The sequence below is a fragment of the Actinomadura sp. DC4 genome (assembly GCF_030406325.1).
GTDB lineage: Bacteria > Actinomycetota > Actinomycetes > Streptosporangiales > Streptosporangiaceae > Actinoallomurus.
The window spans coordinates 175,502-200,645 of the sequence record NZ_JAUEQY010000008.1 but is presented as its reverse complement, the minus strand read 5'-3'; the positions used below and the strand labels follow the sequence as shown (position 1 = coordinate 200,645).

30 protein-coding genes are annotated in these 25,144 nt (G+C 71.8%); 14 read left to right on the top strand and 16 right to left on the bottom strand.

The window, feature by feature from the left end; all coding sequences use genetic code 11:
• Positions 1-65: 65 nt before the first annotated feature.
• Positions 66-575: a DinB family protein gene (locus QWU11_RS15900; protein WP_290108969.1), complete on the bottom strand. Its 510-nt coding sequence runs from the start codon at positions 573-575 to the stop codon at positions 66-68.
• 217 nt (positions 576-792) lie between these two features.
• On the opposite strand from QWU11_RS15900, the gene QWU11_RS15895 reads away from it, so the two are divergent.
• Positions 793-2,223: an alkaline phosphatase family protein gene (locus QWU11_RS15895; protein WP_290108963.1), complete on the top strand. Its 1,431-nt coding sequence runs from the start codon at positions 793-795 to the stop codon at positions 2,221-2,223.
• Here QWU11_RS15895 and QWU11_RS15890 read toward each other — a convergent pair.
• Complete coding sequence (locus QWU11_RS15890; protein WP_290108962.1) at positions 2,220-2,852, bottom strand: hypothetical protein; 633 nt, start codon at positions 2,850-2,852, stop codon at positions 2,220-2,222. The two genes, QWU11_RS15895 and QWU11_RS15890, sit on opposite strands and share 4 nt — an antisense overlap.
• Before the next feature lie 99 nt (positions 2,853-2,951).
• Positions 2,952-3,863 carry a DUF1722 domain-containing protein gene (locus QWU11_RS15885; protein ID WP_290108961.1) on the bottom strand — a complete coding sequence of 304 codons (912 nt, stop codon included), beginning with the start codon at positions 3,861-3,863 and terminating at the stop codon, positions 2,952-2,954.
• 259 nt (positions 3,864-4,122) lie between these two features.
• Here QWU11_RS15885 and QWU11_RS15880 point away from each other — a divergent pair, with 259 nt between their 5' ends.
• Complete coding sequence (locus tag QWU11_RS15880) at positions 4,123-4,290, top strand: hypothetical protein (RefSeq protein ID WP_290108960.1); 168 nt, start codon at positions 4,123-4,125, stop codon at positions 4,288-4,290.
• Between the two features lie 66 nt (positions 4,291-4,356).
• On the opposite strand, the gene QWU11_RS15875 is transcribed toward QWU11_RS15880, so the two are convergent.
• On the bottom strand, positions 4,357-4,527 hold the full coding sequence (locus QWU11_RS15875; RefSeq protein WP_290108959.1) for a hydrophobic protein: 171 nt from the start codon (positions 4,525-4,527) through the stop codon (positions 4,357-4,359).
• A gap of 188 nt (positions 4,528-4,715) precedes the next feature.
• Here QWU11_RS15875 and QWU11_RS15870 point away from each other — a divergent pair, with 188 nt between their 5' ends.
• On the top strand, positions 4,716-5,417 hold the full coding sequence (locus QWU11_RS15870) for a hypothetical protein (RefSeq protein WP_290108958.1): 702 nt from the start codon (positions 4,716-4,718) through the stop codon (positions 5,415-5,417).
• 9 nt (positions 5,418-5,426) lie between these two features.
• Here the strand turns inward: QWU11_RS15870 and QWU11_RS15865 are convergent, their stop codons facing one another.
• Together QWU11_RS15865 and QWU11_RS15860 are read right to left on the bottom strand one after the other, a co-directional pair.
• Positions 5,427-6,200: a SigB/SigF/SigG family RNA polymerase sigma factor gene (locus QWU11_RS15865; protein WP_290108957.1), complete on the bottom strand. Its 774-nt coding sequence runs from the start codon at positions 6,198-6,200 to the stop codon at positions 5,427-5,429.
• Between the two features lie 131 nt (positions 6,201-6,331).
• Positions 6,332-7,195, bottom strand: a complete 864-nt coding sequence (locus QWU11_RS15860) for an NAD(+)/NADH kinase (protein WP_290108956.1) — start codon at positions 7,193-7,195, stop codon at positions 6,332-6,334.
• A 181-nt stretch (positions 7,196-7,376) separates the two neighbouring features.
• Here QWU11_RS15860 and QWU11_RS15855 point away from each other — a divergent pair, with 181 nt between their 5' ends.
• The gene (locus tag QWU11_RS15855) at positions 7,377-8,867 is read left to right on the top strand and encodes an aldehyde dehydrogenase family protein (protein WP_290108954.1); all 1,491 of its coding nucleotides are present in this window, start codon (positions 7,377-7,379) and stop codon (positions 8,865-8,867) included.
• A 41-nt stretch (positions 8,868-8,908) separates the two neighbouring features.
• On the opposite strand, the gene QWU11_RS15850 is transcribed toward QWU11_RS15855, so the two are convergent.
• Positions 8,909-9,445 (bottom strand): helix-turn-helix transcriptional regulator, encoded by a 537-nt coding sequence (locus QWU11_RS15850; RefSeq protein WP_290108949.1) that lies wholly within the window; start codon positions 9,443-9,445, stop codon positions 8,909-8,911.
• Positions 9,446-9,541: 96 nt separating this feature from the next.
• On the opposite strand from QWU11_RS15850, the gene QWU11_RS15845 reads away from it, so the two are divergent.
• Complete coding sequence (locus QWU11_RS15845; RefSeq protein ID WP_290108945.1) at positions 9,542-10,438, top strand: LysR family transcriptional regulator; 897 nt, start codon at positions 9,542-9,544, stop codon at positions 10,436-10,438.
• Here QWU11_RS15845 and QWU11_RS15840 read toward each other — a convergent pair.
• Positions 10,435-11,580, bottom strand: coding sequence for a cytochrome P450 (locus QWU11_RS15840; protein WP_290108944.1), 1,146 nt, complete (start codon positions 11,578-11,580; stop codon positions 10,435-10,437). The two genes, QWU11_RS15845 and QWU11_RS15840, sit on opposite strands and share 4 nt — an antisense overlap.
• A 91-nt stretch (positions 11,581-11,671) precedes the next feature.
• On the opposite strand from QWU11_RS15840, the gene QWU11_RS15835 reads away from it, so the two are divergent.
• The 5 genes from QWU11_RS15835 to QWU11_RS15815 all read left to right on the top strand — a co-directional run bounded on the left by QWU11_RS15835 (position 11,672) and on the right by QWU11_RS15815 (position 16,344).
• Positions 11,672-12,712: a TetR family transcriptional regulator gene (locus QWU11_RS15835; RefSeq protein WP_290108943.1), complete on the top strand. Its 1,041-nt coding sequence runs from the start codon at positions 11,672-11,674 to the stop codon at positions 12,710-12,712.
• 272 nt (positions 12,713-12,984) lie between these two features.
• Complete coding sequence (locus QWU11_RS15830; RefSeq protein ID WP_290108942.1) at positions 12,985-13,929, top strand: metal ABC transporter substrate-binding protein; 945 nt, start codon at positions 12,985-12,987, stop codon at positions 13,927-13,929.
• A gap of 2 nt (positions 13,930-13,931) precedes the next feature.
• Positions 13,932-14,687, top strand: coding sequence for a metal ABC transporter ATP-binding protein (locus QWU11_RS15825; protein ID WP_290108941.1), 756 nt, complete (start codon positions 13,932-13,934; stop codon positions 14,685-14,687).
• The gene (locus QWU11_RS15820) at positions 14,684-15,526 is read left to right on the top strand and encodes a metal ABC transporter permease (protein WP_290108940.1); all 843 of its coding nucleotides are present in this window, start codon (positions 14,684-14,686) and stop codon (positions 15,524-15,526) included. Before QWU11_RS15825 ends, QWU11_RS15820 begins: the two co-directional genes overlap by 4 nt.
• Positions 15,523-16,344 carry a metal ABC transporter permease gene (locus QWU11_RS15815; RefSeq protein WP_290108939.1) on the top strand — a complete coding sequence of 274 codons (822 nt, stop codon included), beginning with the start codon at positions 15,523-15,525 and terminating at the stop codon, positions 16,342-16,344. The genes QWU11_RS15820 and QWU11_RS15815 overlap by 4 nt, the downstream gene beginning before the upstream one ends.
• On the opposite strand, the gene rpmG is transcribed toward QWU11_RS15815, so the two are convergent.
• From rpmG to QWU11_RS15785, 6 genes are all read right to left on the bottom strand, one after another.
• A complete protein-coding gene (gene rpmG, locus QWU11_RS15810) occupies positions 16,322-16,486 on the bottom strand; it encodes a 50S ribosomal protein L33 (RefSeq protein WP_290108938.1) in 165 nt (54 codons plus the stop codon). The two genes, QWU11_RS15815 and rpmG, sit on opposite strands and share 23 nt — an antisense overlap.
• 84 nt (positions 16,487-16,570) lie before the next feature.
• Positions 16,571-17,755 (bottom strand): S53 family peptidase, encoded by a 1,185-nt coding sequence (locus QWU11_RS15805; protein ID WP_290108937.1) that lies wholly within the window; start codon positions 17,753-17,755, stop codon positions 16,571-16,573.
• A 342-nt stretch (positions 17,756-18,097) separates the two neighbouring features.
• Positions 18,098-18,478 carry a DUF5709 domain-containing protein gene (locus QWU11_RS15800; protein WP_290108936.1) on the bottom strand — a complete coding sequence of 127 codons (381 nt, stop codon included), beginning with the start codon at positions 18,476-18,478 and terminating at the stop codon, positions 18,098-18,100.
• 14 nt (positions 18,479-18,492) lie between these two features.
• Entirely contained in the window at positions 18,493-18,624 is a 132-nt protein-coding gene (locus QWU11_RS15795) for a hypothetical protein (RefSeq protein WP_290108935.1), read from the bottom strand.
• Positions 18,625-18,750: 126 nt separating this feature from the next.
• Complete coding sequence (locus tag QWU11_RS15790; RefSeq protein ID WP_290108934.1) at positions 18,751-19,068, bottom strand: WhiB family transcriptional regulator; 318 nt, start codon at positions 19,066-19,068, stop codon at positions 18,751-18,753.
• Positions 19,069-19,160: 92 nt separating this feature from the next.
• Complete coding sequence (locus tag QWU11_RS15785) at positions 19,161-19,622, bottom strand: SRPBCC family protein (RefSeq protein ID WP_290108933.1); 462 nt, start codon at positions 19,620-19,622, stop codon at positions 19,161-19,163.
• A 553-nt stretch (positions 19,623-20,175) separates the two neighbouring features.
• Here QWU11_RS15785 and QWU11_RS15780 point away from each other — a divergent pair.
• On the top strand, positions 20,176-20,613 hold the full coding sequence (locus tag QWU11_RS15780; RefSeq protein ID WP_290108932.1) for a hypothetical protein: 438 nt from the start codon (positions 20,176-20,178) through the stop codon (positions 20,611-20,613).
• A gap of 102 nt (positions 20,614-20,715) precedes the next feature.
• Positions 20,716-21,969 carry a protein kinase gene (locus QWU11_RS15775; protein ID WP_290108931.1) on the top strand — a complete coding sequence of 418 codons (1,254 nt, stop codon included), beginning with the start codon at positions 20,716-20,718 and terminating at the stop codon, positions 21,967-21,969.
• Here QWU11_RS15775 and QWU11_RS15770 read toward each other — a convergent pair.
• Positions 21,966-22,331 (bottom strand): MmcQ/YjbR family DNA-binding protein, encoded by a 366-nt coding sequence (locus QWU11_RS15770; RefSeq protein ID WP_290108930.1) that lies wholly within the window; start codon positions 22,329-22,331, stop codon positions 21,966-21,968. The two genes, QWU11_RS15775 and QWU11_RS15770, sit on opposite strands and share 4 nt — an antisense overlap.
• Positions 22,332-22,387: 56 nt before the next feature.
• On the opposite strand from QWU11_RS15770, the gene QWU11_RS15765 reads away from it, so the two are divergent.
• Positions 22,388-23,629, top strand: coding sequence for a D-arabinono-1,4-lactone oxidase (locus QWU11_RS15765; protein WP_290108929.1), 1,242 nt, complete (start codon positions 22,388-22,390; stop codon positions 23,627-23,629).
• 76 nt (positions 23,630-23,705) lie between these two features.
• On the opposite strand, the gene QWU11_RS15760 is transcribed toward QWU11_RS15765, so the two are convergent.
• Complete coding sequence (locus tag QWU11_RS15760; protein WP_290108928.1) at positions 23,706-24,032, bottom strand: putative quinol monooxygenase; 327 nt, start codon at positions 24,030-24,032, stop codon at positions 23,706-23,708.
• Between the two features lie 59 nt (positions 24,033-24,091).
• On the opposite strand from QWU11_RS15760, the gene QWU11_RS15755 reads away from it, so the two are divergent.
• A complete protein-coding gene (locus QWU11_RS15755; protein WP_290108927.1) occupies positions 24,092-25,144 on the top strand; it encodes an aldo/keto reductase in 1,053 nt (350 codons plus the stop codon).

Sequence of the window (25,144 nt, the reverse complement as noted above, 5' to 3'; positions counted from 1 at the left end):
GGCTCCGCGGGGATCGCGACGTCCCCGCCGACCCGGAGGGCCCTCATCGCGGAGGGGCCTGTCTACTAGACGCCCACGGTGCCGTCGACGGCCTCGCGGATGAGGTCGGCGTGGCCGTTGTGCCGGGCGTACTCGTGGATCAGGTGCAGCATGACGAAACGGAGCGAGACGTCCTCGTTCCAGCGGGGCTGGCGGGCGACCAGGTCGAGGGACGGGGCCGCGCGTTCGATCTCGCGGGCCCGCTCCACCTCCGACCGCCAGGCGGCGAAGGCCTCCTCGCGGGTGCAGCCGGAGGGGTCGTAGGCGGTCTGGTAGTCGTCGGCGTGGGACCAGACGTTGGGCAGGTCGTGCTCGCCGTTCACGGTCTTGCGGAACCACGTGCGCTCCACCTCGGCCATGTGGCGGACCAGCCCGAGGAGTGAGAGGGCCGACGGTCGCGACGCCTGCGCGCTCAGCCCCTCGTCCTCCAGGCCCTCGCACTTCCAGGCGAGGGTGGCGCGGTGGAAGTCGAGGCCGGCGCGGAGCATCGTGCGCTCATCGGCGATCAGTGGCACGTCAGGGCGTTCGGTGGTCACCACGCCAGCTTAGGGAGTCGAGCGCACGCGCCCGCCACTCACTCCGTGACAACTGCGCCGAAGACGCGCGCATTGCCATGACACATTCTGTCAGGGCCTCATGACACATATATTATTACATTTGTTCGCTTTTGTTCATCTCGGCGCATCGCGTACGCCCCTCCGACGCATCAGTGTCCATCGTGCCCCGCATTCCCCCGCCAGTTGGGAGCACCTCTTGCCCGATCTGACCCGCCGCCGCCTCTTCGGCGCGGCCGGTGCCGTCGCCGCCGCCACCTTCGCCGCCGAATTCCTCCCGCCCAACGTCCAGCGCGCCATGGCCGACACGCCGGAGCGGCTCAAGCCCTCACTCAGCGATATCAAGCATGTCGTTATCCTGATGCAGGAAAACAGATCGTTCGACCATTATTTCGGCACTTTGCCAGGCGTACGCGGTTTCTCGGATCGGCACGCGATCAAGCTGAGCACCGGCAAGTCGGTCTTCTACCAGCCCGACACCGTCAACCCGGCCGGCTACGTGCTCCCCTTCCACCTGGACACGCACAAGAGCAGCGCCCAGGCGATCCCCTCGACCAGCCACGCGTGGAGCGTGCAGCACCAGGCGTGGAACAACGGGAAGATGGACCGGTGGCTGCCGGCGCACCGGGCGGCCGACGGCGCCAACGGCCCGTACGTCATGGGTTACCACACGCGGGCCGACATCCCCTTCCAGTTCGCGCTGGCCGAGTCGTTCACCGTCTGCGACAACTACTTCTGCTCGGTCCTGGGCCCGACCTGGCCGAACCGTCTCTACCTCATGAGCGCGAGCATCGACCCGGGCGGGACCAAGGGCGGCCCGGTCATCAAGAACGCGGACCCGACGCCGTACGGCTGGAAGACCTATCCCGAGGCGCTGACCGAGGCCGGCGTGACCTGGAAGGTCTACCAGGAGACCGACGACTACGGCTGCAACGTGCTGGAGTACTTCGACGCCTTCCAGAAGGCGCCGACGAGTTCCACGCTCTACAAGAGCGGGATGACGGTCTCCTCGGCGGGCCGGTTCGAGTACGACGCGGCCCACGACCGGCTGCCGGCGGTCTCCTGGATCATCCCCACGAGCACCCAGTCCGAGCACCCCGACTACATGCCGGCGGCCGGCGCCGACTACGTCGCCAGCAAGATCGACGCCATCGCCTCCAACCCGGACGTGTGGAAGAAGACGCTGTTCATCCTCAACTACGACGAGAACGACGGCCTGTTCGACCACGTGCCGCCGCCGGTGCCCGCCGCGGGCACCGCGGATGAGTTCGTGCAGGGCCTGCCGATCGGCGGCGGCTTCCGCGTGCCGTGCCTGCTCGTCTCGCCGTGGACCCAGGGCGGCTGGGTGGCGAGGGAGAAGTTCGACCACACCTCGCCGCTGCGGCTGCTCGAACGGCTGACCAGAGTGAGGATCCCCAACCTCACCCCCTGGCGCCGCCGTACGTTCGGCGACCTGACCTCGGCTCTCGGCGTCGCCTCCCACGCGGGCCCGCCACATCTGCCCGACACCAAGGCCCAGTTGGAGGAGGCGGAGAAGGAGGTCGAGACGCTGCCGCCGCCGACACTTCCCGGCGAGGCCCAGACCCCGCCGAGGCAGGAGAGGGGCCGGGTCCCGCGCCCGAGGCCCTAAGGAGTCGGCAGGGGATCGAGGTCGTCGTCGGCGGGCGGTGACCGCGGTGGCGTGGACGCCGGGCCGACGGTCGACGGCGACGGCACCGCGGCGGGTGTTCCGCTCGGTGAGGGCGTCGGCGTACGGCCGGGCGTGGTCAGGTCCGACGGCGTCGGGGCCGGGGTCGCCTCATCGGTGGCCACCGGTCCCGGCTCCGGGCGTGCGGGGACGCGAACCGGGTCGACGGACGTGCCCCCGCCCGCCCGGCCCTGCACGGTGTCGGCCAGCGGCCTGCCGGTGACCAGCTCGAACGCGGTGACCAGCCCCATCACGGCGAGGAAGACCCCGACGGCCGCGCCCGCCAGGACGTACCACTTCGGCCACGGCCGTCCCGTACGGGACGGGCTCTCACGCTCGCCCACCGCGCCGCCGGCGCGTACCGGGATCTTCGCCGCGATCTGCGCCTTGCCGCGGTCCAGAAAGTGCTGGTAGACGGTCGCACCGGCGGTCGAGAGGACGCTGACCGCGCCGGCCCCGACCAGAGTGCCGCCGACCCCGAAGTAGGAGGCCGCCACCGTCGCCGTCACGGTGGCGCCGGCCCCGGCGATGAGCTGGGTGACGCTGAGCTCGGGTCTGCGCTGGCCCGGCATGCTCCCCCTCGTCCGGCTCGCCGTGTGAACCACCAGACAACACCGGCGAGGGCGCGGGCGGCCCGCGATCGACCGGGGTTTGGCGGAGGTTTTGCCGGGTCAGGGCGTGGCGAGGGACGCGGCGCCGTCCGCCGTCAGCAGGTGACGGCGCAGGGCGTCGGGGAACGGGTTGAGGTAGGTCTGCTCGCTCGCCCAGCGCAGCGGTTCACCGGTCGCGTGGCTCGCCAGCAGCCGGATCACCGTGTCGAACGGCAGCTCACCGCGCTGGTACGCCTGGATCCGGTCGAGCACGTCGTGCCGCGGCCCGTCGTCGAGACCCTTGCCGATCATGCGGTACACGCGATGCATGGCGTTGGCGGCCCGGCCGCGGGTCGCGTCGTCCGCCAGCGCCTCCGTGAAGATGCGCCGGTAGTCGGCCTCGGTCTCACCCGGCGACCGGCAGCCCGCCGCCGCCACGACCCGCCCCGCCTGCTGGTAGCGCGCCGGGCTGTGGGCGAGGATCTGCAGCTTGTGGCGGGTGTGGAAGGCCACGAGGTCGCGGGTCCGCCAGCCGTCCGCGAACACCTCACGGAGCCGCGCGCGGGCGAAGACCCGCTCGACGAACCGGGCGTGCGGCAGGTCCCGGGCCAGCGCGCTTTCGCCTGTCAGGGGAAGCAGCGGGAACGCCGTCCCCAGCCGCCGGGCGAAGGCGTTCCGGCCATCGGCCGCGTACCAGGGCCCGTCCCCGGCGCCGTGCGGATCACCTCGCACGATGTAGCCGTCGAGCGCGGCGGGGTTCGGCAGCCCGTTGATCGCAGGGAACACGCCGCCGTGGTCGATCAGCCCGTTCTGGCCGGTCAGGCGCCAGGTCTCCCACAGCGCACCGAGGCCGGTCTCGACGTCGGCGGCGTACGGCGCCCAGTCCACGTGCGCACCGAGTTCGTCGACCAGGAAGCGGCAGCGGGCGCGGTCACCGCCGGATCGGGTCTCCTCGTCGAGCAGGCACGCGGAGATGCCGATGCGGGGCCTCATTGCCCTCCCCCATTGCCGCCTGTCTGGTGAAAAACACCTTAGCCACGGATAAAAAAGCCAGACAAGTTGTTGTCGCGAATGAGCATTGGAGTTCGGGCGCCCGGCGCCCGGGCCCCTGTCTCGCTCCTGGCCGACCCGCCGTCCAGGGCCGTGGACCGGCCACGCCCGCCGCCGTCGCGGCGAACGGAATTCGGACGGCACAGGCTTTCTTATTGCGTTGTTAAGGAGCCCACAAGGCGAATCTTCCTAGGGTGCCGCCATGAACCATTACCAGAATACGTGGTCCCGGCGGACGCCGGCACGCTACGCGCTGCTGGGCGCGGTCATCGCCGTCGTCCTGCTGGCCTCCGTCCTCGCCGCGTTCACCACTCCGGCCGGACCGGTGGGCCCGGCCGACGTCCGCGGCACGGTCCTCACCGGATGGTGATCGGCGCCGTGGCGCGGAAGGGCCCGCCACCGAAGTGGCGGGCCCTTCACTATGCGTGCCCAGGTGCTACCAGCGGTACCAGCGACCGCGGGAACCCCCCGCACCGGCGCCACGGAAGACGAAGCCGAGCACCCATACGACCAGCACGATCACCGCGATCCACCACAGCGCCTTGAGGGCGAACCCAGCACCGAAGAGGATCAGGGCGAGCAGCAGAACCAGTATCAACGGAATCATTGTCAGTACCTCCCGGGCCGCCGAATACCCCCGGTACGGGGCTTCATGCCGATGGCCTCCGATTGTTTTTCCGGCTCTTCCGGCCGTGGGCGGCCACACCCGAAACGTTTGTCTGCGTCGTCGCGGGTAGCCCTGACAGGGCACATCAGAGGTTTGAGGAAGGGCGTCAGGGTTTCATGGACGACGGCTTGAACTACAGCTTGGAAGCGCGGCTTCGCGTCGCCCTGTCGGCGAAGTCCGCACAGGCCGGATCGGTCGCCACCTCACTCGTCCCCACCCACGGGGAGTACGGCTGCCCGCCCGGGGAGCTCACCGATCTCGCCGGCCACCTGGCCGACACGGCCGCGGAGGCGCTGACCCTCGCGATCGCCTGTGAACGGGAACGCGGCACGAGCTGGGAGCAGATCGCCGAGGTCCTGGGCGAGTCGCCGGCCGCCGCGCGGGAGCGGTACGAGGAGCCGGTCGCGCGGCTCCAGCGGCGGCTGGTCGAGGCCTGGCTCGATCCGGACCAGGCGGAGGACCTGCCCGAGGGCGCCGAGAACCCCGGCGAGGCCGCGAGCCGGCTGGACGAGTGGCTCACCGGGGAGGCGCGCTACGACGACGCGTACCGGCATCATCCGGACTCGGAGGTCCGCGCGCATCCCGTGAGCGCGGGGCTGGCCGTCATGTCCGTGACCGAGCACCGCGAGCTCCTCGCGTCCGCCGCCCGGCTGGTCGCCGAGGAGAACGGCGACCGCCGGTCGGCGATCGGCCTGCACAAACGGCGCATCGCGCTGCTGGAGTGGCTGCTGGCCGAGGAGCTCAACGACCCGCGGGGCACCGGTGACATCGACGAGGACTCCCTGCGCACCCTGCTGAGCGCGGCGCGCCGACAGCTCGCCGGACTCTGACCGCGGCGTTCACGCGTCCCGGAGCAGTTCGTCCTGCAGGCGGGCGAGCGTACGGCTGATGAGCCGGGAGACGTGCATCTGGGACAGGTTCATCAGCTCGGCGATCTCGGTCTGCGTCTTGTTGCCGTAGAAGCGGTAGAGCAAGATCGTGCGCTCGCGCTCCGGCAGCCTCTCCAGCATCGGGCGTACGGCGACGTGGTCGACGACGTCCTCCAAGGCGCCGTCCGTCTCCCCGAGCATGTCCCCGTACGTCTCGGCGTCCTCGTCGTCGCCCATCGGCATGTCGAGCGACCGCGGCCGGTAGGCGTCGAACGTGCCGATCACCTCGATCGCCTCTTCCTCCTCGATCCCCAGGATCCGCGCGATCTCCGGTACGGTCGGAGCCCGGTCGTTCTCACGGAAGAAGTCGCGCCCGGCGGCGCGCATCGCGAGCCGGAGCTCCTGCAGGCGGCGCGGGATGCGAAGCAGCCACGTACGGTCGCGGAAGTGGCGCTTCACCTCACCGGTCATGGTCGGCGCCGCGTACGCGAGGAACCGCTCGCCGCGCGTCGCGTCGTACCGGTTGATGGCCTTGACCAGGCCCAGCATGGCGGCCTGCTGGATGTCCTCCATGGGCTCGTCGTACTGCGCGTATCTTCGGGCGATGCCGCGGGCGATCGGCAGGTGCATGCGCACGAGTTCGGACCTGATGTCCTCGCGCCGGGGGTCTTCGCTCGGCATGGCCCCGAGCTCGCTCAGCAATGCTTCGGCATGGCCGTCGTCATAGTCGATGGTCCGGGACACGGGCAGCCGTCCTCACGTCGGTCGATCGTGAGGGCCGCGCTGTTGGACCCCGGCCCGCCCGGCGAGACGGCCGGGGCGGAACTCCCCTCAGACTTTCCCCGCCGCCTCCGGATGTCAAGCCGCTGCGGGCCTCAGTCGACCTCGGCGCTGCCGCTGACGCGGAGCTTGCGGCGGGCGCGTTCGTAGAACGTCGTGCCGCCGAGGCGTACGACCTGGGCGGCGGCCGGCAGGGCGGTCACCGCCAGCCGGTCGCCGGGGGCCAGGTGGGTGACGACTCCCCCGTCCACCTCCACGGCGAGCTCGCCGGAGACCGGCAGCAGGTCCAGGGCGACCGCCTCGTCGGCGGACAGCATGATCGCCCGGTTGAACGCCGAGTGCGCCGCCGCCGGGATGACCAGGAATCCCTCGACCGTCGGGGAGACGATCGGCCCGCCGGCGGAGAAGCTGTAGGCGGTCGAGCCGGTGGAGGTGGCCACGATGACCGCGTCCGCCGAGTAACGGACGAACGGGTGGCCCTCCACCGAGACGGCCAGCGCGGCCATGCCGTCGCCCGGGATCCGCACCAGTGCGATGTCGTTGAAGGCCGTCACGACCCTCCCGTCGGGGAGTTCGGCGCAGACCGCCATGCGCGGCTCCACGTCGTAGCGGTGCCCGTCGATCGAGGTCAGCGCGTCGGCGAGCTCGTCGACGTCGATCTCGGCGAGGAACCCCAGCCGGCCGAGGTTGACGCCCAGCACGGGCGTGGAGGGACCCGCGGCCAGGCGCATCGTGCGCAACATCGTGCCGTCACCGCCCAGGCTCACGAGCAGGTCGGCTCGCTCGATCATCTCCTCGGGCGGGACCGCCACCGCGCTGCAGTCGATCCGGCCGATCTCCTCGGGCAGGCCGAGCACCGTGCCGTCCCGGCCCGCGGCCCACTTGAGGATCGCCTCGATCGCGATTTTCGAGTCACGCCTCGGGTGCAGGACCAGCCCGACGGTGTTCACCATGCCCATGCGAGCACTCTATGAGCGCCGACGCCCCGGGCGTACCGCCCGTGGGCCGGCGAACCGGCGGATCGCCGCTGCGGAGACTTTCTCGCCAAGCCTTGCGCCGGGGCCGTCACGGACGTCTCATTGTGACTACCTCGACCACGCCCGGTTAGACGCCGGGCGGACGCATGGGAGATGGGCACAGATGTCGATCACAACGGCGCACGAGAGGGTCAGCGACTTCGTCGGGAGCCCCCGCCGGATGTTCGTCGGCGGGCAGTGGTCGGACGCGGCGTCGGGCAAGACGTTCGCGACGCCGGACCCGGCCACCGGCGAGACCCTCGCGCACGTCGCGGAGGGCGACGCGGAGGACATCGACCGGGCGGTACGGGCGGCGCGCGCGGCGTTCGACGACGGACCCTGGTCACGGATGACGGCCTCGGAGCGCGGCCGGCTGATCTGGAAGGTCGGCGACCTGATCCTGGAACACGCCGACGAGCTGGCCCAGCTGGAGTCGATGGACAACGGCAAGCCGTACACGATCGCGCGGGCGGCCGACGTGCCGCTGGCCGCCGACCTGTTCCACTACATGGCCGGCTGGGCGACGAAGATCGAAGGCAACACGATCAACATCTCCGTGCCCACGGCCCCGGGCGCGAACTTCCACTCGTACACGCTGCGCGAGCCCGTCGGTGTCGTCGGGCAGATCATCCCGTGGAACTTCCCGCTGCTGATGGCGGCCTGGAAACTCGGCCCCGCCCTCGCAACCGGCAACTGCGTGATCCTCAAGCCGGCCGAGCAGACGCCGCTGAGCGCGCTGCGGCTCGCGGAGCTGATCGCCGAGGCCGGCTTCCCGGAAGGCGTGGTCAACGTCGTGCCCGGGTACGGCGAGACGGCCGGCGCGCGGCTCGCCGCCCACCCGGGCGTCGACAAGGTCGCCTTCACCGGCTCCACCGAGGTCGGCCGCCTGATCGTGCAGGCCGCCGCCGGCAACCTGAAGAAGGTGTCCCTGGAGCTCGGCGGCAAGAGCCCCAACATCGTCTTCGACGACGCCGACCCCTCCGCCGTGGCCGGCGCGGCCAACGCCATCTTCTTCAACCACGGGCAGTGCTGCGTCGCGGGCTCGCGGCTCTTCGTCCACCAGAGCCGGTTCGACGAGGTCATCGAGGGTGTCTCCGACATCGCCAAGTCCATCCGGCTCGGCCCCGGCATGGATTCGGAGACCCAGATGGGCCCGCTGGTGTCGGAGGAGCAGCTGACCCGTGTCACCGGCTACCTCGACTCCGGGCGCGCGGAGGGCGCGACGACCGTGGTCGGCGGCGGACGGTACGGCGACCGGGGCTACTTCGTCGAGCCGACCGTGCTCACCGACACCCGGAACGACATGAAGGTCGTCCGCGAGGAGATCTTCGGGCCGGTCGTCGTCGCCGCGCCGTTCAGCGACCTGGACGAGATCGCCGCGCAGGCCAACGACACTGAGTACGGCCTGGGCGCCGGCATCTGGACCAAGGACATCTCCAAGGCCCACGCGCTGGCCAAGAAGATCCGGGCGGGCACGGTCTGGATCAACTGCTACAACGTCTTCGACGCGGCGCTGCCGTTCGGCGGCTACAAGCAGTCCGGCTGGGGCCGGGAGATGGGCCACGAGGTGCTCAACAACTACACCGAGGTCAAGGCGGTGACGGCGCAGCTCTGATGCGCGCCTCCGATCCCGGGGCCGCACCGCCGGTCCCGGGGTCAGCGCGCGACGGCCAGGACCTCGTCCAGGAAGGCCAGGGTCGCGACCGTGGTCTCGTAGCGCCATCCGGCGAGCGTACGGTCGAAGCCCTGGGCGCGGTCGCGGTCGGCGCGCAGCGCCCCGGCGATCGGCTCGATCGCCCGGCGCTGGGCGGTCAGCAGGTCCGTGGGGTCCGCGCCGGCCCGGTCGAGTAGGGCCAGCTTGACCATGAGCTCCGAGCGCACGTCGCGTACGTGGGCGACCGGCAGGGTGAGCCACCGCCGTACGGCGGCGTTGCCCTCGGGGGTCGCGCGCATCACCGTACGCGCCGGGCCGTGCGGCGTGGACTCGACCCCGGCCTCGGCCACCAGGCCCAGCTCCAGCAGCCGCCGCAACCCGCGGTAGACGACGGCCCGGCGCAGCGACCACACGCGCCCGAGCTCGCCCTCGGGGCCGGTCGCCGACGCGATCGCGAACCCATGCGTCGGCTCCTCGTCGACCAGGCACAGCACCAGCCACTCGGCCAGCGACAGCGCCGGAACACCCGATCTGCCCACGGCGCCCACCTTAGGGGACCTCTCGGCAGGTGACAGGACGCTTCACAGTAAGCTCAGGACACGTAGTCTCAGTGTGACTAGTGGAGGTCCCGGTTGTTGGACGTACGGCGCCTGCGGATCTTCTCGACCGTCGTCGAGCACGGGTCGGTCACCGCCGCGGCGAAGGCGTTGTTCATGACACCGTCGGCGGTCTCCCAGCAGCTCGCCCTGCTCGAACGGCAGCTCGGCCTGGCCCTGGTGACCCGCGGACCGCGCGGGGTCGAACCGACCGGCGCGGGACGGCTCCTGGCCGAGCGCAGCGTCACTCTCCTCGCCGGCGTCGCGCGCCTCGAACACGAGATGCGCGACCTGGGCGCCGCGCGCGTCCGACTGGCCGTCTTCCCGGCCGCGGGCGCCGACCTGGTCCCCCGTGTGGTCCGCGCCTGCCGCCGGCGGTTCCCCGACGTACGGGTCGAGCTGCGCTCGGTGCCCGCCGCCGACATGGCGAGCCGCCTGCGCGACGGGTCGGTCCACCTCGGCCTCGTGTGGGACTACGACTTCGCCCCGCGTACGTTCGCCGCCGACCTGGAGCGGATCCCTCTCGGCGACGACCCGCTGTACGTGCTGTTCCCCGCCGACCACCCGCTGGCCGCCGAGCGCCGCGTACGGCTCGCCGACCTGGCCGGGGAGCGCTGGGTCGTCCGCGGACACCGGCCGCCGTACGACGAGGCGTTCGCCGAGATGTGCCGGCTGTCGGGGTTCAAGCCCGACGTCGGCTTCGTCACCGAGGACTACCAGGCGGCGCAGGGCATGGTCGCGGCCGGAATCGGCATCAGCGCCGTACCCCGCATGTCCCTGGCCTCGCGCCGCCCGGACGTGGTCGCGGTGCCGATGGCCGGCCCGGCGCGGTGCCGCCGCATCGCCGTTCTCCGCGCACCCGGCGCGGACCGCCCCCAGGCCGCCGAGGGGATGCTGACCGTGCTGCGCGACGACCTGGAACACGCGGTCGCCTAAAGCTCCACCGGAAGTGACTCCAGGCGCCAGGTGCCGGGATCGAGCGCGCGTCTCGCCGGTCCGGCCGGCGCCAGGTCCGGAGACCGGCGCAGCAGCGCGGTCAGCGCGATCTCGGTCTGTACGCGCGCCGGTGCGGCGCCGAGGCAGAAGTGCGGGCCGTGGGCGAAGCCGAGCTGGCCCCCCGGCGCTCGCCGCACGTCGAAGCGCTCCGGATCGGCGAACACGCGCGGGTCGCGGTTGGCGGTGGCCAGGGCGGCGGTGACCGGCTCACCCGGACGGATCGTCGTGCCGTACAGCTCGACCTCCTCCCGTGTGTACCGCGGGATCGACAGCAGCTGCGGGCCGCACCAGCGCGCGAGCTCCTCGACCGCGCCCGGCATCAGCGCCGGGTCCGCGCGCAGGGCGGCGAGCTGGTCCGGGTGGGCGAGCAGCGTGTCGACGGCGTTGGCGATGAGGCTCGCCGGGGTCTGGCCCGCCAAGACGAGATGCCAGACCAGCGTGACCAGCTCGGTCTCGTCCAGGGCGCCGCCCGCGATGAGGTCGGTGAGCAGGTCGTCGCCCGGCTCGGCCCGGCGGTGCGCGACCGCCGCCTTGGCGCCCGCCATGATCTGCGGGATGGCCGCGGCGAACTCCCCGCCCGCGCCCGCCGCGACGATCGCGCCGTACTCCCGCCAGCGCGGGCGGCCGAGGGCGGGGACGCCGATCAGCTCGCAGATCACCTCGATCGGCAGCGGGCGCGCGAACGAGGGCACGAGGTCGACCGTGCCGCCGGGCAGGCCGCCGAGCAGCGTCTCGACGACCGCCTCGATCCGCGGCCGGAACTCCTCGGCCCGGCGCGCGGTGAACGCCGGCGCGACCGCCCGCCGCAGCCGCGCGTGCTCGGGCCCGTCCATCTCCTGCATGGTCCGCATGTACGGCAGGCAGTCCTCGGGTACCTCCGGCCGCAGGTAGCTCGCGGCGCCGAGCGAGAACCGCGGGTCGGACAGCATCGCCCGCGCGCCCTCGTGCCGGGTGAGGACCCACATCGAGCCGAGGCCGGGCGTGCGGATCCGGGCCAGCGGCGCGCGCTCCCTCGCCTCCCCGTACGCGGTGAAGGGGTCCCGTACGACGTCCAGGTCCGACAGGTCGATCTCAGGAATCACGGCCACTCCAGATGTTAACGTCACATGATCACATCATCTGAATGCCGACGGTATCTTGGGCGTGATCACACGGCAACCAGGGGGCACGGCGATGGCGCGACTCACGAGAGCGGAGACGCAGGAGCGCAACCGCGCCAAGGTGCTGGCCGCCGCCCGCGAGGAGTTCACCGAGCGCGGCTTCCGCGACGCCAAGATCGACAGCATCGCCGACCGCGCCGAGCTCACCCGCGGCGCGGTCTACTCCAACTTCCCCGGCAAGCGCGCCCTCTACTTCGCCGTCCTGGCCGAGGACGCCGAGCGCGCCCCCGAGCCGGTCGCGGCGGGCCGTACGGCCGACAAGGCGCTGGGCGCGTTCGCCCGCGCCTGGCTGGCCCGGCTCCCGCTCTCCGCCGACGAGCGCGGCCCCGGCGCGGAGCTCCTGCCCGAGATCCTCACCGACGAGCCGGCCCGCCAGGCGTTCGCGCAGCTCATGCGGCTCGACGCGCTCCTGCTCGGCCTCGCCCTCGAACGGCTGACCGGCGCCGGGCGGATGGTGCGCGTCGCGGAGACCGCGCTCACCACGCTGCAGGGCGCGAGCCGCCTCGCCGCCGCCGCGCCCGGTTTCGTGGAGCCGTTCACGATCGCCGGCGCCTGCGAGCGCATGGCCGGTCTCGACCTGGACGACGCGTGGTCGCCGCCGCACCTGCCGTACGTCCCTCCGGCGCACGCGGTCGACGCGCCGTGGTCTCCGCCGCCCGCCGTCGACGCGGTCACCGGGGAGGCGGCGCGCCTCGACCGTGACGGCGTGGTGGCCGTGCTCGGACTGCACCGGATCGAGGCCGTCGAGGAGGCCGTACGTGCCGTGCCGCCCGGCGAGACCGTCGCCCTCGCGCTGGTCAGCGGCGACCCGGACGAGCTGGCGCCACTCGCCCGGCTGGCCGTCGCCGAGCTCTGCGGCTGCCTGCGCCAGGCGTTCCCGCCGGAGGCGTGGCCACGACTGCAGGTGATCCACGACCCGGCGGGTTCGATCGCCACGGCGGCCGGCCTGCCCGCCGTCGGCGACCTGACCGAGACCGCCGTCCGCGTCCGCGCGGGCCGCCTCGTCGCTCGCGCCGACACCCGAGGCGCCTGCCACGCGGCCGCCACCGCCTGACCTGCCGACTTTCCGCGGCCGGCGTCCGCGCCGGCCACGCTGACCGCCGCCCGGCGCCTGCGCTCCAGCCACTGCGGCCTGGCGCACGGCAAGGTGCTCCGCGACCGGTTCCGCGAGCACGTCCGGCGATCCCTCGTACGTGCCGTCCGCGGGTACGGACGGCCACCCCGGAGGGGCCTTCCCCGGCGACGTAGCCGACACCTTAACGATATTGACAACCATTACCGTCATCGCGAACATGGTTTTCATTATCGTTAGATCGAGGAGACACATTGCGCATCCGATCCGTACGGCCGGCCGCCCCCGCGCTCGCGGGCCTGCTGGCCGCCACCTCCGCCTGCGGCTCAAGCCACGCGAGCGACGCCGGCGCCACGAGCGGCGCGCGGCTGAAGGTGGTCGCGACCACCACGCAGGTCGCCGACTTCGCCCGCAACGTCGGAGGCGACCACGTCACGGTCACCCAGATCCTGAAGCCCAATGTCGACCCGCACGACTACGAGCCCTCCCCCGCCGACGTCCAGGCCATCGCCGAGGCCGACGTCGTGGTCGAGAGCGGCGTCCACCTGGAGAAGTGGCTGGACCAGACGATCGCGTCGGCCGGTTTCCACGGCACCCTCGTCGACTCCAGCAAGGGCGTGGCCGTACGCCGGGGCAACGGCACCGACGAGGAGGCCGCGGGCGACCCGCACATCTGGCACGACCCGGAGAACGCCGAGATCATGAACCGCAACATCGCCGCGGCCTTCTCCGCCAAGGACGCCGGGGACAAGGCCGCCTTCGGGGCGAACCTGACCGCCTACACCGGCCGGCTGCAGCGGCTCGACGCCTGGATCGCCCGGCAGATCGACACGATCCCCGCCGACCGGCGCAAGCTCGTCACCAACCACGACGCGTTCGGCTACTACGTCGACCGCTATCACCTGACGTTCGTCGGCTCGATCATCCCGAGCTTCGACACGTCCGCCGAGCTGTCCGGCAAGCGGCTCACCACCCTCGTCGCCAAGATCAAGGCGACCGGGGTGAAGGCGATCTTCTCCGAATCCTCACTGCCGCCCAAGACCGCCGAGGCCATCGGCCGGGAGGCCGGCGTCGCGGTCGAGGCCGGCGATGACTCCCTGTACGGCGACACGCTCGGCCCGGCGGGCTCGGCCGGCGCGACCTACCTCGGCATGGAGCGCCACAACACGACCACCATCGTCGACGCACTGGAGGGCTGACCGTGGACACCCCCGCACTGGACCTGGACGAGGTCGGCGTCGCGTACGGCGCCGCGACCGCCCTGGAGAACATCGACGGCATGGTCGCCCCCGGCGAGTCCGTCGCCCTCATCGGGCCCAACGGCGCCGGGAAGTCCACGCTCATCAGGGCGATCCTCGGCCTCGTGCCGCTCCGCTCGGGCCGGATCACCGTGCTCGGCCACGCCCCGGCGGCCGCCCGGCGCGAGGTCGCGTACGTCCCGCAGGCCGACACGCTCGACCCGGAGTTCCCGATCTCGGTCGGCCAGGTCGTGCTGATGGGCCGGTACCGGCGGATCGGGCGGCTGCGGCGGCCCCGGCCCGCCGACCACGCGGCGGCGGCGCGGGCGCTCGACCAGGTCGGGCTGGCCGGCCGCGCACGCGACCGGTTCGGCACGCTGTCCGGCGGGCAGAGGCAGCGGGTGCTGCTGGCCCGCGCCATCGCCGCCGAGCCGCGCCTCCTGCTGCTGGACGAGCCGTTCAACGGCGTCGACGCGGTCAGCGAGCAGGCCCTGCTGGACGCGATCGCCGCCCTGAAGCAGCGTGGCGCGGCGGTCGTGATCGCCACGCACGACCTCGCCCTGGCCCACCTGGCGTGTGAGGAGGTGTGCCTGCTCAACCGCCGTCAGTACGGCTTCGGTCCCACCGGGACCACGCTCACGCCGGGCCGGTTGCGCGCCACGTACGGCGGGCACGCCCTCGAAGTACGCGGTGACCGCGTCATCGTCGCGCACTCATGATCGCGCCCTTCGCCCAGCCGTTCATGGCGCGCGCGCTGGCCGAGCTCATCGTGCTCGGCGCGCTCGCCGGCACGGTCGGGGTGCTCATCCTGCTACGCCGGCTGGCGTTCATGGCCGACGCCCTCACCCACACCGTCTTCCCCGGCGTCGTCGGCGGCTACCTGCTCGCCGGCGAGGGCGGCGTCTTCTGGGGCGCGCTCGCCGCCGGGCTCCTGACCGCCGTCCTGCTCACGCTGGTGACCCGGCACCGCGCGGTCGCCGAGGACACCGCGCTGGCGGTGCTGCTCACGACGTTCTTCGCGGTCGGCGTCGTCCTGGTCTCACGCGAGTCCGGCTACACCACCGACCTGACGGCCTTCCTGTTCGGCCGGATCCTCACCGTCACCGGGCAGCAGCTCACCCAGACGCTGGCGGTGACGCTCGTGGTCCTCGCCGCGCTGCTGTACCTGCGGCGCCCGCTGCTGGCGCGGGCCTTCGACCCGGGCGGCGCCGAGGCCGCGGGCCACCGGATCGGCCTGCTGGACCTGGCCGTCAACGCGATCGTGGCCCTCGTGGTGGTCGCCTCGGTACGGGCGGTGGGCACCGTGCTGGTGATCGCGCTGCTCATCGTGCCGGCCGCGGCGGCGCGTGCGCTCTCCGACCGGCTCGCGGTGATCGTGCCGGTGGCCGCGCTGCTCGGCGCGACCGCGGGCTGGGCCGGGCTGGCCATCAGCTACGACGCCTCGGTCGGCCACGGGCTGCGGCTGGCCTCCGGCGGCACCATCGTGCTGGTCCTGGTCGTCCTCTACCTGGGTACGCTCGCGGCCGGACGGCTCCGTACCCTGCGGGGTGCCGCGTGACCGCCGTGGACCGGGCCGTCGCCGAGGCCGTGCTGCTCGGCGCGGTCGGCGGGCTGATCAGCGTGCAGATCGTGCTGCGGCGGCTGCCCTTCTTCACGCTCGCCATGACCCACGCGACCTTCCCCGGCGTGGTGCTGGCCGCCATCTTCGGGATCGACCTGTACGCCGGCGGGGGCCTGTTCGCGGTGCTCGTCGTGGCCGGCGTGCTCGCCCTGTCGCGCCGGAGGGAGCAGGACACGACGACCGCGATCGGCGTCGTGCTGTCGGCCGGGTTCGCGCTCGGCGTCGTGCTGCTCTCGGCGCGGAACGGCTTCTCCCATGACCTCACCGCGTACACGGTCGGCCAGATCCTCACCGTCGGGGACGGCGACCTGGCCGCGGTGGCGGTGACCGGTGTGCTCGTGGTGGTCCTGCTCGGCGTCGCGGGCCGTCAGCTGACGTTCCGCGCGTTCGACCCGGACGGGTACGCCGCCGCCGGATACCGGCCCGGCGCGATCGACGTCGCGCTGCTGCTGACAGTGGAGGCCGTCATCGTGGTCGCCGTACCGGCCGTCGGCGCCATCCTGGCCGTCGCGGTCCTCGTCGCGCCGGCCGCGATCGCCCGGCTGTGGACGCGGCGCATCCCGGCGATGACCGCGGTCGCCGTCGCCGCCGGAGCGGGCGGCGGCCTGGCCGGAGTGCTCCTGTCGAGCGACTACGACGTCGCAGCCGGCGGCGCCGTCACCGTGGTGACCGGCGCCGCGTTCGCGGTGTCCCTCACCGTCACGACCGGCTGGCGCACCCTCCGCCGTACGGTCAGCGCTCCTCGCGGAACGTGACGTGCCGCTGGGCGATCGGGTCGTACTTGCGCAGGTGAAGGCGGTCCGGGTCGTTGCGGCGGCTCTTGCGGGTGACGTACGTGTAGCCCGTCTCCGCGGTCGAGCGGAGCTTGACGATCGGGCGGGTCCGGTTGCGTGCCATGGTCGCCACAACCTGACCCCTGGGGGGTATATTCCGACGACGAAACGGGCCCGCCGCTCGGGAGGCGACGGGCCCGCTCCGGGATCAGAAGGCGCCGGTGCCGTTCGGCGTGCCGAGGCCGGTCGGGCCGTCCCAGCCGACGCCCGCCTTGCACCACTTGGCGGTGGAGCAGGTGCCGTTGCTGCCCGACGTGACGTCGAACAGCGCGCTGGAGTGGGTGTAGGGGTAGTTGTTGTCGATGCTCGCGGCGTTGGCCGCCAGGCCGTACACGCCGCCGATGATCGGCGCGGCGACGCTGGTGCCGCCGAAGACCATCCAGCCGCTCTGGCCCTGGTAGGCGGTGCTGTCGTAGACGGCGACGCCGGTGGCCGGGTCGGCCACGGCGGAGACGTCGGCGACGGCGCGCCGGGAGCAACCGGTCAGACCGGACTGGCCGGTCAGTGCGGTGTTGTAGGCGGAGCAGCCGCTGCCCGCGCCGCTCCACGCGGTCTCACTCCAGCCACGAGTGCCGGTCGCGGTCCGCAGCGAAGTGCCACCGACGGCGGTCACATAGTGGGACGAGGCCGGGTACTCCACGCCGTAACCGGCGTCGCCGGAGCTGACCGTGATGGCCTTGCCCGGGTGGTTGTAGTACGAGCCGTAGGTCGCGTCGGAGGCGTCCGAGCCTCCGTAGCTGTTGCTGATGACGTTGGCGAGCCGCGCCGCGGTGTTCTCGGCGGCGCCGAGGTTGGCGAACGAGGCGGACTTGGCCTCGACCAGCACGATCTTGCACTTGGGGCAGACCGCGGAGACCATGTCGATGTCCAGGGAGATCTCCTGGGCCCAGCCGCCGTCGGTGGCCGGGTAGGACGTGCCACCGTTCTGGTCGACCTTCTTGAAGCAGCCGTTGGCGGTCGTGCACGCGCCGAGGCCGTACTGGCTGCGGTAGACGCCGAGGTCGGCCTCTGCGGTCGGGGCGTTGTAGGCGTCGACGATCGCGACGGTCTGACCGCTGCCCGCGGTGGAGGACGGCAGCTTGTAGGCGCTCTGCAGGTTGGCCGGCGAGAGGCCGGAGGGGGCGGCGGCCGCGCTCGCCAGCGCCTTCGCGCTCTTGGCGATGTCGCTGCGTACGAGAGCGTCACAGCTCGCGTACCCGGCACGCTGGGTGGCACAGGAGTGGTGGTACGGGTGGGAGGCGGCGGCCGGTGCGGCGTTGGCCGCAGCGGACAGGAAGGGGACCAGGGCGAGGATCAATCCGCCCAGGATGGTCCCTGACACGCGTCGTCGCATTGGCTCTCCTAGGAGATGGCGGGAGGTACGACGAGGCGAATCCTGGCATATGGCCTATCGCTTATGAAGTACTAAATTTAGCTAGTCTTTCAGCATGATCAACCGTTTCTGTCAGAACGGGGTCGGGAGCCATACCCCCCTGAGCGGGCTGAACGCGCGCGGATTCTTGGTCAAGCGGAGGTAAAGTCAGCTGCCAGTGAGATTGGCGCGACCGGCGATCCACGGCTCGTGACCGGTGTGGCGGCGACGTTTCCGAACCTCGTTCTGTCGAGACCTGTCAAGACGTGAAGAGTCCACTGTCGGCCAGCGCGCGGGCTCGCCGACAGTGGACTCCAGCGGGGCTCAGCCCTCGTCCTCCAGGTGGATCGCCGCCTCCTCGGCGGTGAGGCCTCCGGTGTCCGGGCCGACGTCTTGGGCGATCTCCTCGCTCTCGGTGTCGTCCCGTACGCCTTCGTCCTCCTGCACGAGCCGGCCGACGGAGGACGGCGTCTCCTCCGTGCCGGGCGTCCCGGTCTCGGGCTCCTCCCGGCTCAGCCGGCCGTCCAGCGACTCGCCCTCGCGCTGTTCTTCGGCGGTGGTCCCGAAGTCGTCCAGGGCCACCGGCTCGTCGCCGGGAACGGGCTCCTCCTGCGGATCCCCGGACCACTCCTGCTCGGGATAGCCGTCCTGCAGGTCCGGGATGCCCTGGTCCTCAAGGTCCGAACGCGGATCGCGGTCGGTCATCTTCGCCTCCAAGCTCACAGGGAACGCAGGGCCGGCAGCGGCTCACGCTCGGCCCAGCCGATGAAGTCGTCCTGGGCGTCCCCGCCGATCTCCATGAGCGCGACCTCGTCGAAGCCCGCCTCCACGTACGGCTCGATCTCGGCCACGAACCCGTCCACGGCCGGGCCGCAGTGGGCTCAGTGGTGATCATGAGGTCCGCCTTCTCGCCGGCGAGCCGGCCGGACCGCTTGCCGGAGGCCGCGAGCCCGATGGGCACACGGGTCGTCGCGGTCCTACCGGAAGGTGCGCGTGCTCGGAGCGCGCCGGCCGCCTCTCAGCTTGAGGCGTTTCTTCCGCCGGGACCGGGTCAGGGACTGGCGCTGCTGTTCGGTGCGCCCGCCCCAGATGCCGTCCTTGATGGTGTTGGCCAGCGCGTAGTGCAGGCATTGGGCCTTGACGCCACAGCCGGCGCAGACCGCGGTGGCCCGCTGGATCTGCTCGGCGCTCGCCTCGCTCGCGCTGATCGGGAAGAACAGCTCGGGATCTTCGTCGTTGCACGCACCCTCGGTCATCCAGGCCGCAGGGGCCATGTCTTGGAGTTCGTGGGTCATGGCTCCATCTCTGGGAAGCTCGTCGGTGTAGGAAAAGATGGCGAGACCGCCCCACGGCGGGGACGGTCTCACCGGGTGTCAGCGATCACGGATCACGGCTCCGGCCGGTCCACGTTCCCCCGCCAGCCGCCGGTCTCCCGGCCGCGACGCTCGATGAACTCCTTGAACCGCTTGAGATTCGTCTTGGCCTGGTGCTTGAGCACGCCCGCCTTGTCGGCGACGTTCTCGATGAACCCCTCCGGGTCGACGTCCATCTGCGTCGTCACCCGCGTGGTGTCCTCGCCCGTACGGTGGAAGGTCACCACTCCGGCGTGCTCGGGCCCATCGATCGAGTGCCAGGCGACCCGCTCGTCCGGAATCTGCTCGGTGATCTGCGCGTCGAACTCCCGCGTGATCCCGGCCACCTTGACGCGCCAGTGCGTCATCGTCTCGGTGACCTGGCTGACCTCTTCCACACCCTCCATGAACTCCGGGAACTCGGCGAACTGAGTCCACTGGTTGTACACGGTATGGATCGGGACGTTGACGTCCACGCTCTCGGTCACGCTACTCATGTAGTACCTCCACTCATCGCGTTCGGGTACATAAGTCGCGCTACCCGGCCCTCAAGTGGGCAAACAAGACACCCGGCCACCGAGTCCCCGCAGGTCATCGCCGGTCCGGCACGCGTTCGGCCGGAGATACGGGCGTGCCGGATGGGGCGGCAGGGGCGTACGTGGCACCGACGCCGGGGTGACGGGCGCTGAACCTCGCGTGAACGTCCCCGGCGCCCCGATTAGGGCCCTGGGGCGCGGGTAGCGCGGAAGGTCGAGCAGTCCGCGAGCGAGAGGATGGCGATGCGCCGAGAAAGTATCGAAGACGTGGTCCGGGCCCGGCTGGCCCTCCGGTTTCCCGATGACACCGCGGCGGTGACCCGCCAGCTCGACCTCGCGATCGCATGCGCCGATCATCTGGGGATCAGGGCGACTCCGGAGCTGCTGGAGAATCTCGTCGCCGAACAGCTCCGCGCCAAGGCCGCCTCCCGGCCCGCCGCCCGCAAGCCCCCGGCCATCCCCCTCGCGACCGGCGGTTCCGGACCGGGTAGGAGGACCTCAAGGGGGATACCGGATGAGGAACAGGATGACGGCCGGGCTGCTGGCCGGCGCGGCGGGCACGACGGCGCTGAACGCCGTGACGTACACCGACATGGCGCTGCGCGGGCGGCCCGCGAGCGGGATACCGGAACAGGTGGTCGACCGGCTCGGCCTGCCCCTGCGTGACGCGAACCGCCGCCAGGCGGCCGCGGCCCTGCTCGGCATCGGCGTCGGAGCGGGCGTCGGCGCGGTGTACGGCCTGGCCGGGGGTACGCCGGCGGGCGCCCTGATGCCGGCGGCCACCGCGGCCCTGGCCGGGGACGGGCCGCCCGTCGCCCTCGGGCTGACCGACCCGCGCACTTGGACGGCCGCCGACTGGCTGTCGGACGTCGTGCCACACCTGGCCTACGGGCTGGTCACCGCCGTGGCGTACGACGGGCTGACCCGCAGGCGGAGGCGTGGGGTCCGCTGACCACAGCTCGCCATTGGCGACGTTCCGCTTGCGAGTGACTTCATTGCGTAGCAGTATCTGAGTCTCCCACCTCCGAGATCGGTGCGGTCCTAAGAGGCGTGTGTGAAGACTCCAGCGATACTCCAGGCTTTCCAGAACCAAATCCTCCCCGCGAACGCGCAGTTGCTCCAGGCCGACGACCCGGTCGAGGTCGGCGGTCACCGGCTGGCCGGCCGGCTCCCCTCCAGCGGTGCCGGCGTCGTCTACCTCGCGCGTGACCGCGCGGGCGGCCTCGTGACCATCAAGACCACGCACGCGGGGACCACCGACCACGGGCGCGTACGCGCCCGCCTGTCCGCGGAGGCCGCGTGCTCGCGAGGGCTGCCCGCCTCCTGTACGGCGCGGCTGCTCCACGACGGCACCGACCGGACCCCGCCCTACCTCGTCGGCGAATACCTCGGAGGGCCCTCGCTCGAGCGCGTCGTCGACGTCAGGGGCCCGCTCTCGCCCTCGGCGGCCGGCGCGTTCGCGGCCGACCTCGCCGAGACGCTCACCACCGTGCACGAGTCCGGCCTCGTGCACGGCAACCTCACCCCGGCCAACGTCCTGCTCACCCGGCAGGGCCTGCGGATCGTCGACTTCGGCGTCGCCCAGGAGATCTCCACTTCGGGCGAGCCCGCCGAGATCGGCGCGGTCGCCGACAACCCCGGCTGGCTCGCGCCCGAGCTGCTCACCGGCGGGCCGCCGAGCCCCGCCTGCGACGTCTTCGGCTGGGGTTGCGTCGTCGCCTACGCCGCCACCGGGCACAGCCCGGACGCCACCACCCCGCGCGACCTGGACTCCCTGGACGAGCCGGTCCGCGGGCTGGTCGCCGCCGCCGTCGGCGAAGACCTCGCCGGCCGTCCCGCCGCCGCCTCGCTCACCACGCTGCTCGCGGCCGATCCTCCTTCGCCTCCCGACGACGCTCTGCCGGAGGAGCCCGCTCCCGTACGGCGTCCGCGGCGGGCCCGGTCCCGCGCGGCGCTCGGGGCGCTGCTGGCGGTGGGCGCGGCGCTCTTCGCGGTTCCCTCGACGAGCGAGCGTCCTTTCGCGACACCGCCGCCCCGGACGCGCGGCCCGGTCGCGCCGCCGCAGAAGGCGCATCCGCCCCCGAAGCGGCGGTCCAACATGGCCGCCCGATCGGTCAACGACGCGCCGCCGCCGTCGCAGGCTGCCAAGCAGCGCGGCGGCCGGTCCCTCTCGCCCCGGCTCAGGCCGTCCGCACCGCCCAAGATCTGGATGAGCTGTTCGAACCGGCACCCCGGCTGGTGTTCGCTGTCCGAGAAACCGCCGGACGACCCCACCGGCTGGCAGTTCAGCTGGGTCCCGGGCGGCTAACCGCCTTTTTCCAGCAGGGCGACCAGCCGTTTCGGGGCGACCTTCCGGTAGGCGTCCTCGACCAGCTCGGCGATCACCACCCAGTCGGCAGGAACGTCGAGGCGTACGCCCAGCCAGCCGTGCACGCCCACGTACGCCGGAACGTAGTAGGTGTTCGGGTCCTCGGCCACCAGCGCCTCCTGCACGCCGGGCGGGGCGGCACACCAGAACGCCAGCCGCCCGTCGCCGTGGTGGTCGTCCGCGTACCTCACGAAGGTCGTCTTGCCACGGACGAACCAGGCCGGCGAGCCGTGGCTGATCCGCTCGGTCGTCTCCGGCAGGCCCAGGCAGATGCCGCGCAGCCGCTCCAGCGGATCGTCCATCGTCCCTCCTCGGTAGCCGCCCTATATGTTGCCTTAGCAGGACTAAGGAGGCGGCGATGAGTGCGACCAACTGGGCCGGGAGCGTCACGTTCCAGTCCGAGGTACGACGGCCGGGCACGCTCGACGAGGTACGAGCCCTCGTCGCGGGCGCGGACCGGGTCCGTGCGCTCGGCAGCGGCCATTCCTTCAACGACATCGCCGACACACCGGGCGTACTCCTCTCGCTGGAAGGGCTCCCGCCGGTCTTCGATCTCGACACCTCGGCTCGTACGGTGACGGTCGCCGCCAGCCTCAGGTACGCCTCGGTGGGGCGGCGTTTGCACGAACGCGGCCTCGCCCTGCACAACCTCGCCTCGCTGCCGCACATCTCCGTGGCCGGCTCGGTCGCCACGGCCACACACGGCTCCGGCGACGCGAACGGCAACCTCGCCACCGCCGTGTCCGCGCTGGAGCTGCTCACCGCCGACGGCGACCTGATCCGGCTGGCCCGGGGCCAGGAGGGTTTCGACGGCGCGGTCGTCGGACTGGGGGCGCTCGGGGTCGTCGTGAACGTGACCCTCGACGTACGGCCCGCCTTCTCGCTGCGCCAGTACGTGTACGAGGACCTGCCGTTCGAGATCCTTTGCTCGCATTTCGACGACGTGTTCTCCAGCGCGTACAGCGTCAGCGCGTTCACCGGCTGGCAGGGCCCGCTGGTCGACCAGGTGTGGATCAAGACGAAGACGGACCCTTTCGCGGCGGACTGGTTCTCGGCCCGTCCCGCCGACGGGCCGAGGCATCCGGTCCCCGGCATCTCGGCCGCGCCGTGCACCGAGCAGCTCGGCGTATCCGGACCGTGGCACGAGCGGCTGCCGCACTTCCGGCCGGAGTTCACACCGAGCAGCGGGGTGGAGCTGCAGACGGAGTACCTCGTACCGCGTTCCCGTGCCGCGGAGGCGCTGCGCGCGGTGGACGCGATCAAGTCGTCGGTGGCCCCGGTCCTGCAGATCTCAGAAATCCGCACGATCGCCGGCGACGACCTGTGGATGAGCAGCGCGTACGGGCGGGACAGCATCGGCATCCACTTCACGTGGATCAAGGACATACCGAGAGTCCTGCCGGTGGTCGGCCTGCTGGAGGAACGCCTGGCGCCGTACGAGGCCAGACCGCACTGGGGCAAACTCTTCACGACGCCGCCTGAGACCGTGCGCGCCCTCTACCCGCGACTTCCCGACTTCCACGCCTTGACCCGCCACTACGACCCGCGCGGCGTATTCACCAACGACTTCCTGGAACGACGTCTTTTCCAGGCGTTCTGACGCTTCGCGTGCAGCTCATCCGGAGTCTCCTCGACTGCACCGTCGTGGATCTGGAACGACCTTCGCGGGCGGGACTCTAGGGCTCCACGGCCATCTCACCGAGTTCGGACCAGTCGTCCTGGGGGAGCTTGGTGTTCACGATGCGCGGGGTCTCGGACAGGTGCGGGGGCAGGGTCCGCCGGGCGGTCGTGAAGTGGTCCGACCGTACGTGCGCGACCGCCGCGTCGTCGTCCCGGAACGCCTCGACCAGCACGTACTCGTTCGGGTCGTCCAGGCTGCGGGACCAGTCGAACCACAGGCATCCCGGCTCGCCGCGAGTCGCCTCGGTGAACTCCCGGGAGATCTCCGGCCACCGGTCGGCATCCTCGGCCCGGACCCGGAACTTCGCGGTAATGAAGATCATCGACTCTCCTCGAAGTGGCCGCCGATGGCCCGTCCACCGGCCCTAACTAGGATCGAATCATGGAATATCGACAGCTGGGGCGTTCGGGGCTGAGGGTGTCGGCGCTCACGATGGGCACGATGACCTTCGGCGGCAAGGGGCCGTTCGGGAACGTGGGCAACACCGAGACCGACGAGGCTCGGCGGCAGGTCGACATGTGCCTCGATGCCGGGGTCAACCTGATCGACACGGCCGACGTCTACTCGGCCGGCCGGTCGGAGGAGATCGTCGGTGCGGCCGTGGCCGGGCGGCGGGACGAGGTGCTGATCGCCACCAAGGTCCGGATGCCGATGGGCCCGGGGCCCAACGACGCGGGACTGTCGCGCCACCACATCGTGCGCGGCTGCGAGGCGAGCCTGCGGCGGCTCGGCACCGACTACATCGACCTCTACCAGGTGCACGAGTGGGACGGCGTCACCCCGCTGGAGGAGACCCTCGAAGCGCTGGACTCGCTGGTCAAGGCCGGCAAGGTCCGCTACGTCGGTGCGTCCAACTACACCGGCTGGCAGCTGATGAAGGCGCTCGGCACCGCGGACCGCCTCGGCTACGAGCGGTTCGTGAGCCAGCAGATCTACTACTCCCTGCAGGCGCGCGAGGCGGAGTACGAGCTCGTCCCGGCGGCGATCGACCAAGGGCTGGGCATCCTCGTCTGGAGCCCGCTCGCCGGCGGCCTGCTGTCCGGGAAGTACCGCCGCGGGCAGACGGCTCCGGAGGGGTCTCGCCGGCTGACCGAGTGGGACGAGCCACCCGTGTACGACGAGGACAAGCTGTACGACACGATCGACGTCCTCGTCGACGTCGCCGAGGCCCGGGGCGTCTCCGCCGCGCAGGTCGCGCTGGCCTACCTCCTCGGCCGCCAGGGCGTCACGTCGCTGGTCATCGGCGCGCGGACCAGCGAGCAGCTGGCCGACAACCTCGCCGCCGCCGACCTGCGGCTGGACGACGAGGAGCGCGCCCGCCTCGACAAGGTGAGCGCGCCGCCGCTGAACTACCCGTACTGGCACCAGGCCAACACCGCCAAGGACCGGCTGTCCCCCGCCGACCTCTCACTGCTCGGCCCGTACGTCGACTAG

What these genes read in the sequence shown, in the direction of transcription:
- QWU11_RS15820 (WP_290108940.1), top strand. Translation starts at nt 14,684, where the DNA reads ATGATCGCGCCCTTCGCCCAGCCGTTCATGGCGCGCGCGCTGGCCGAG.
- QWU11_RS15780 (WP_290108932.1), top strand. Translation starts at nt 20,176, where the DNA reads ATGAGGAACAGGATGACGGCCGGGCTGCTGGCCGGCGCGGCGGGCACG.
- QWU11_RS15860 (WP_290108956.1), bottom strand. Translation starts at nt 7,195, where the DNA reads ATGGGCATGGTGAACACCGTCGGGCTGGTCCTGCACCCGAGGCGTGAC.
- QWU11_RS15875 (WP_290108959.1), bottom strand. Translation starts at nt 4,527, where the DNA reads ATGATTCCGTTGATACTGGTTCTGCTGCTCGCCCTGATCCTCTTCGGT.
- QWU11_RS15770 (WP_290108930.1), bottom strand. Translation starts at nt 22,331, where the DNA reads ATGGACGATCCGCTGGAGCGGCTGCGCGGCATCTGCCTGGGCCTGCCG.
- QWU11_RS15880 (WP_290108960.1), top strand. Translation starts at nt 4,123, where the DNA reads ATGAACCATTACCAGAATACGTGGTCCCGGCGGACGCCGGCACGCTAC.
- QWU11_RS15760 (WP_290108928.1), bottom strand. Translation starts at nt 24,032, where the DNA reads ATGATCTTCATTACCGCGAAGTTCCGGGTCCGGGCCGAGGATGCCGAC.
- QWU11_RS15855 (WP_290108954.1), top strand. Translation starts at nt 7,377, where the DNA reads ATGTCGATCACAACGGCGCACGAGAGGGTCAGCGACTTCGTCGGGAGC.
- QWU11_RS15885 (WP_290108961.1), bottom strand. Translation starts at nt 3,863, where the DNA reads ATGAGGCCCCGCATCGGCATCTCCGCGTGCCTGCTCGACGAGGAGACC.
- QWU11_RS15765 (WP_290108929.1), top strand. Translation starts at nt 22,388, where the DNA reads ATGAGTGCGACCAACTGGGCCGGGAGCGTCACGTTCCAGTCCGAGGTA.
- QWU11_RS15890 (WP_290108962.1), bottom strand. Translation starts at nt 2,852, where the DNA reads ATGCCGGGCCAGCGCAGACCCGAGCTCAGCGTCACCCAGCTCATCGCC.
- QWU11_RS15785 (WP_290108933.1), bottom strand. Translation starts at nt 19,622, where the DNA reads ATGAGTAGCGTGACCGAGAGCGTGGACGTCAACGTCCCGATCCATACC.
- QWU11_RS15790 (WP_290108934.1), bottom strand. Translation starts at nt 19,068, where the DNA reads ATGACCCACGAACTCCAAGACATGGCCCCTGCGGCCTGGATGACCGAG.
- rpmG (WP_290108938.1), bottom strand. Translation starts at nt 16,486, where the DNA reads ATGGCACGCAACCGGACCCGCCCGATCGTCAAGCTCCGCTCGACCGCG.
- QWU11_RS15800 (WP_290108936.1), bottom strand. Translation starts at nt 18,478, where the DNA reads ATGACCGACCGCGATCCGCGTTCGGACCTTGAGGACCAGGGCATCCCG.
- QWU11_RS15835 (WP_290108943.1), top strand. Translation starts at nt 11,672, where the DNA reads ATGGCGCGACTCACGAGAGCGGAGACGCAGGAGCGCAACCGCGCCAAG.
- QWU11_RS15755 (WP_290108927.1), top strand. Translation starts at nt 24,092, where the DNA reads ATGGAATATCGACAGCTGGGGCGTTCGGGGCTGAGGGTGTCGGCGCTC.
- QWU11_RS15805 (WP_290108937.1), bottom strand. Translation starts at nt 17,755, where the DNA reads ATGCGACGACGCGTGTCAGGGACCATCCTGGGCGGATTGATCCTCGCC.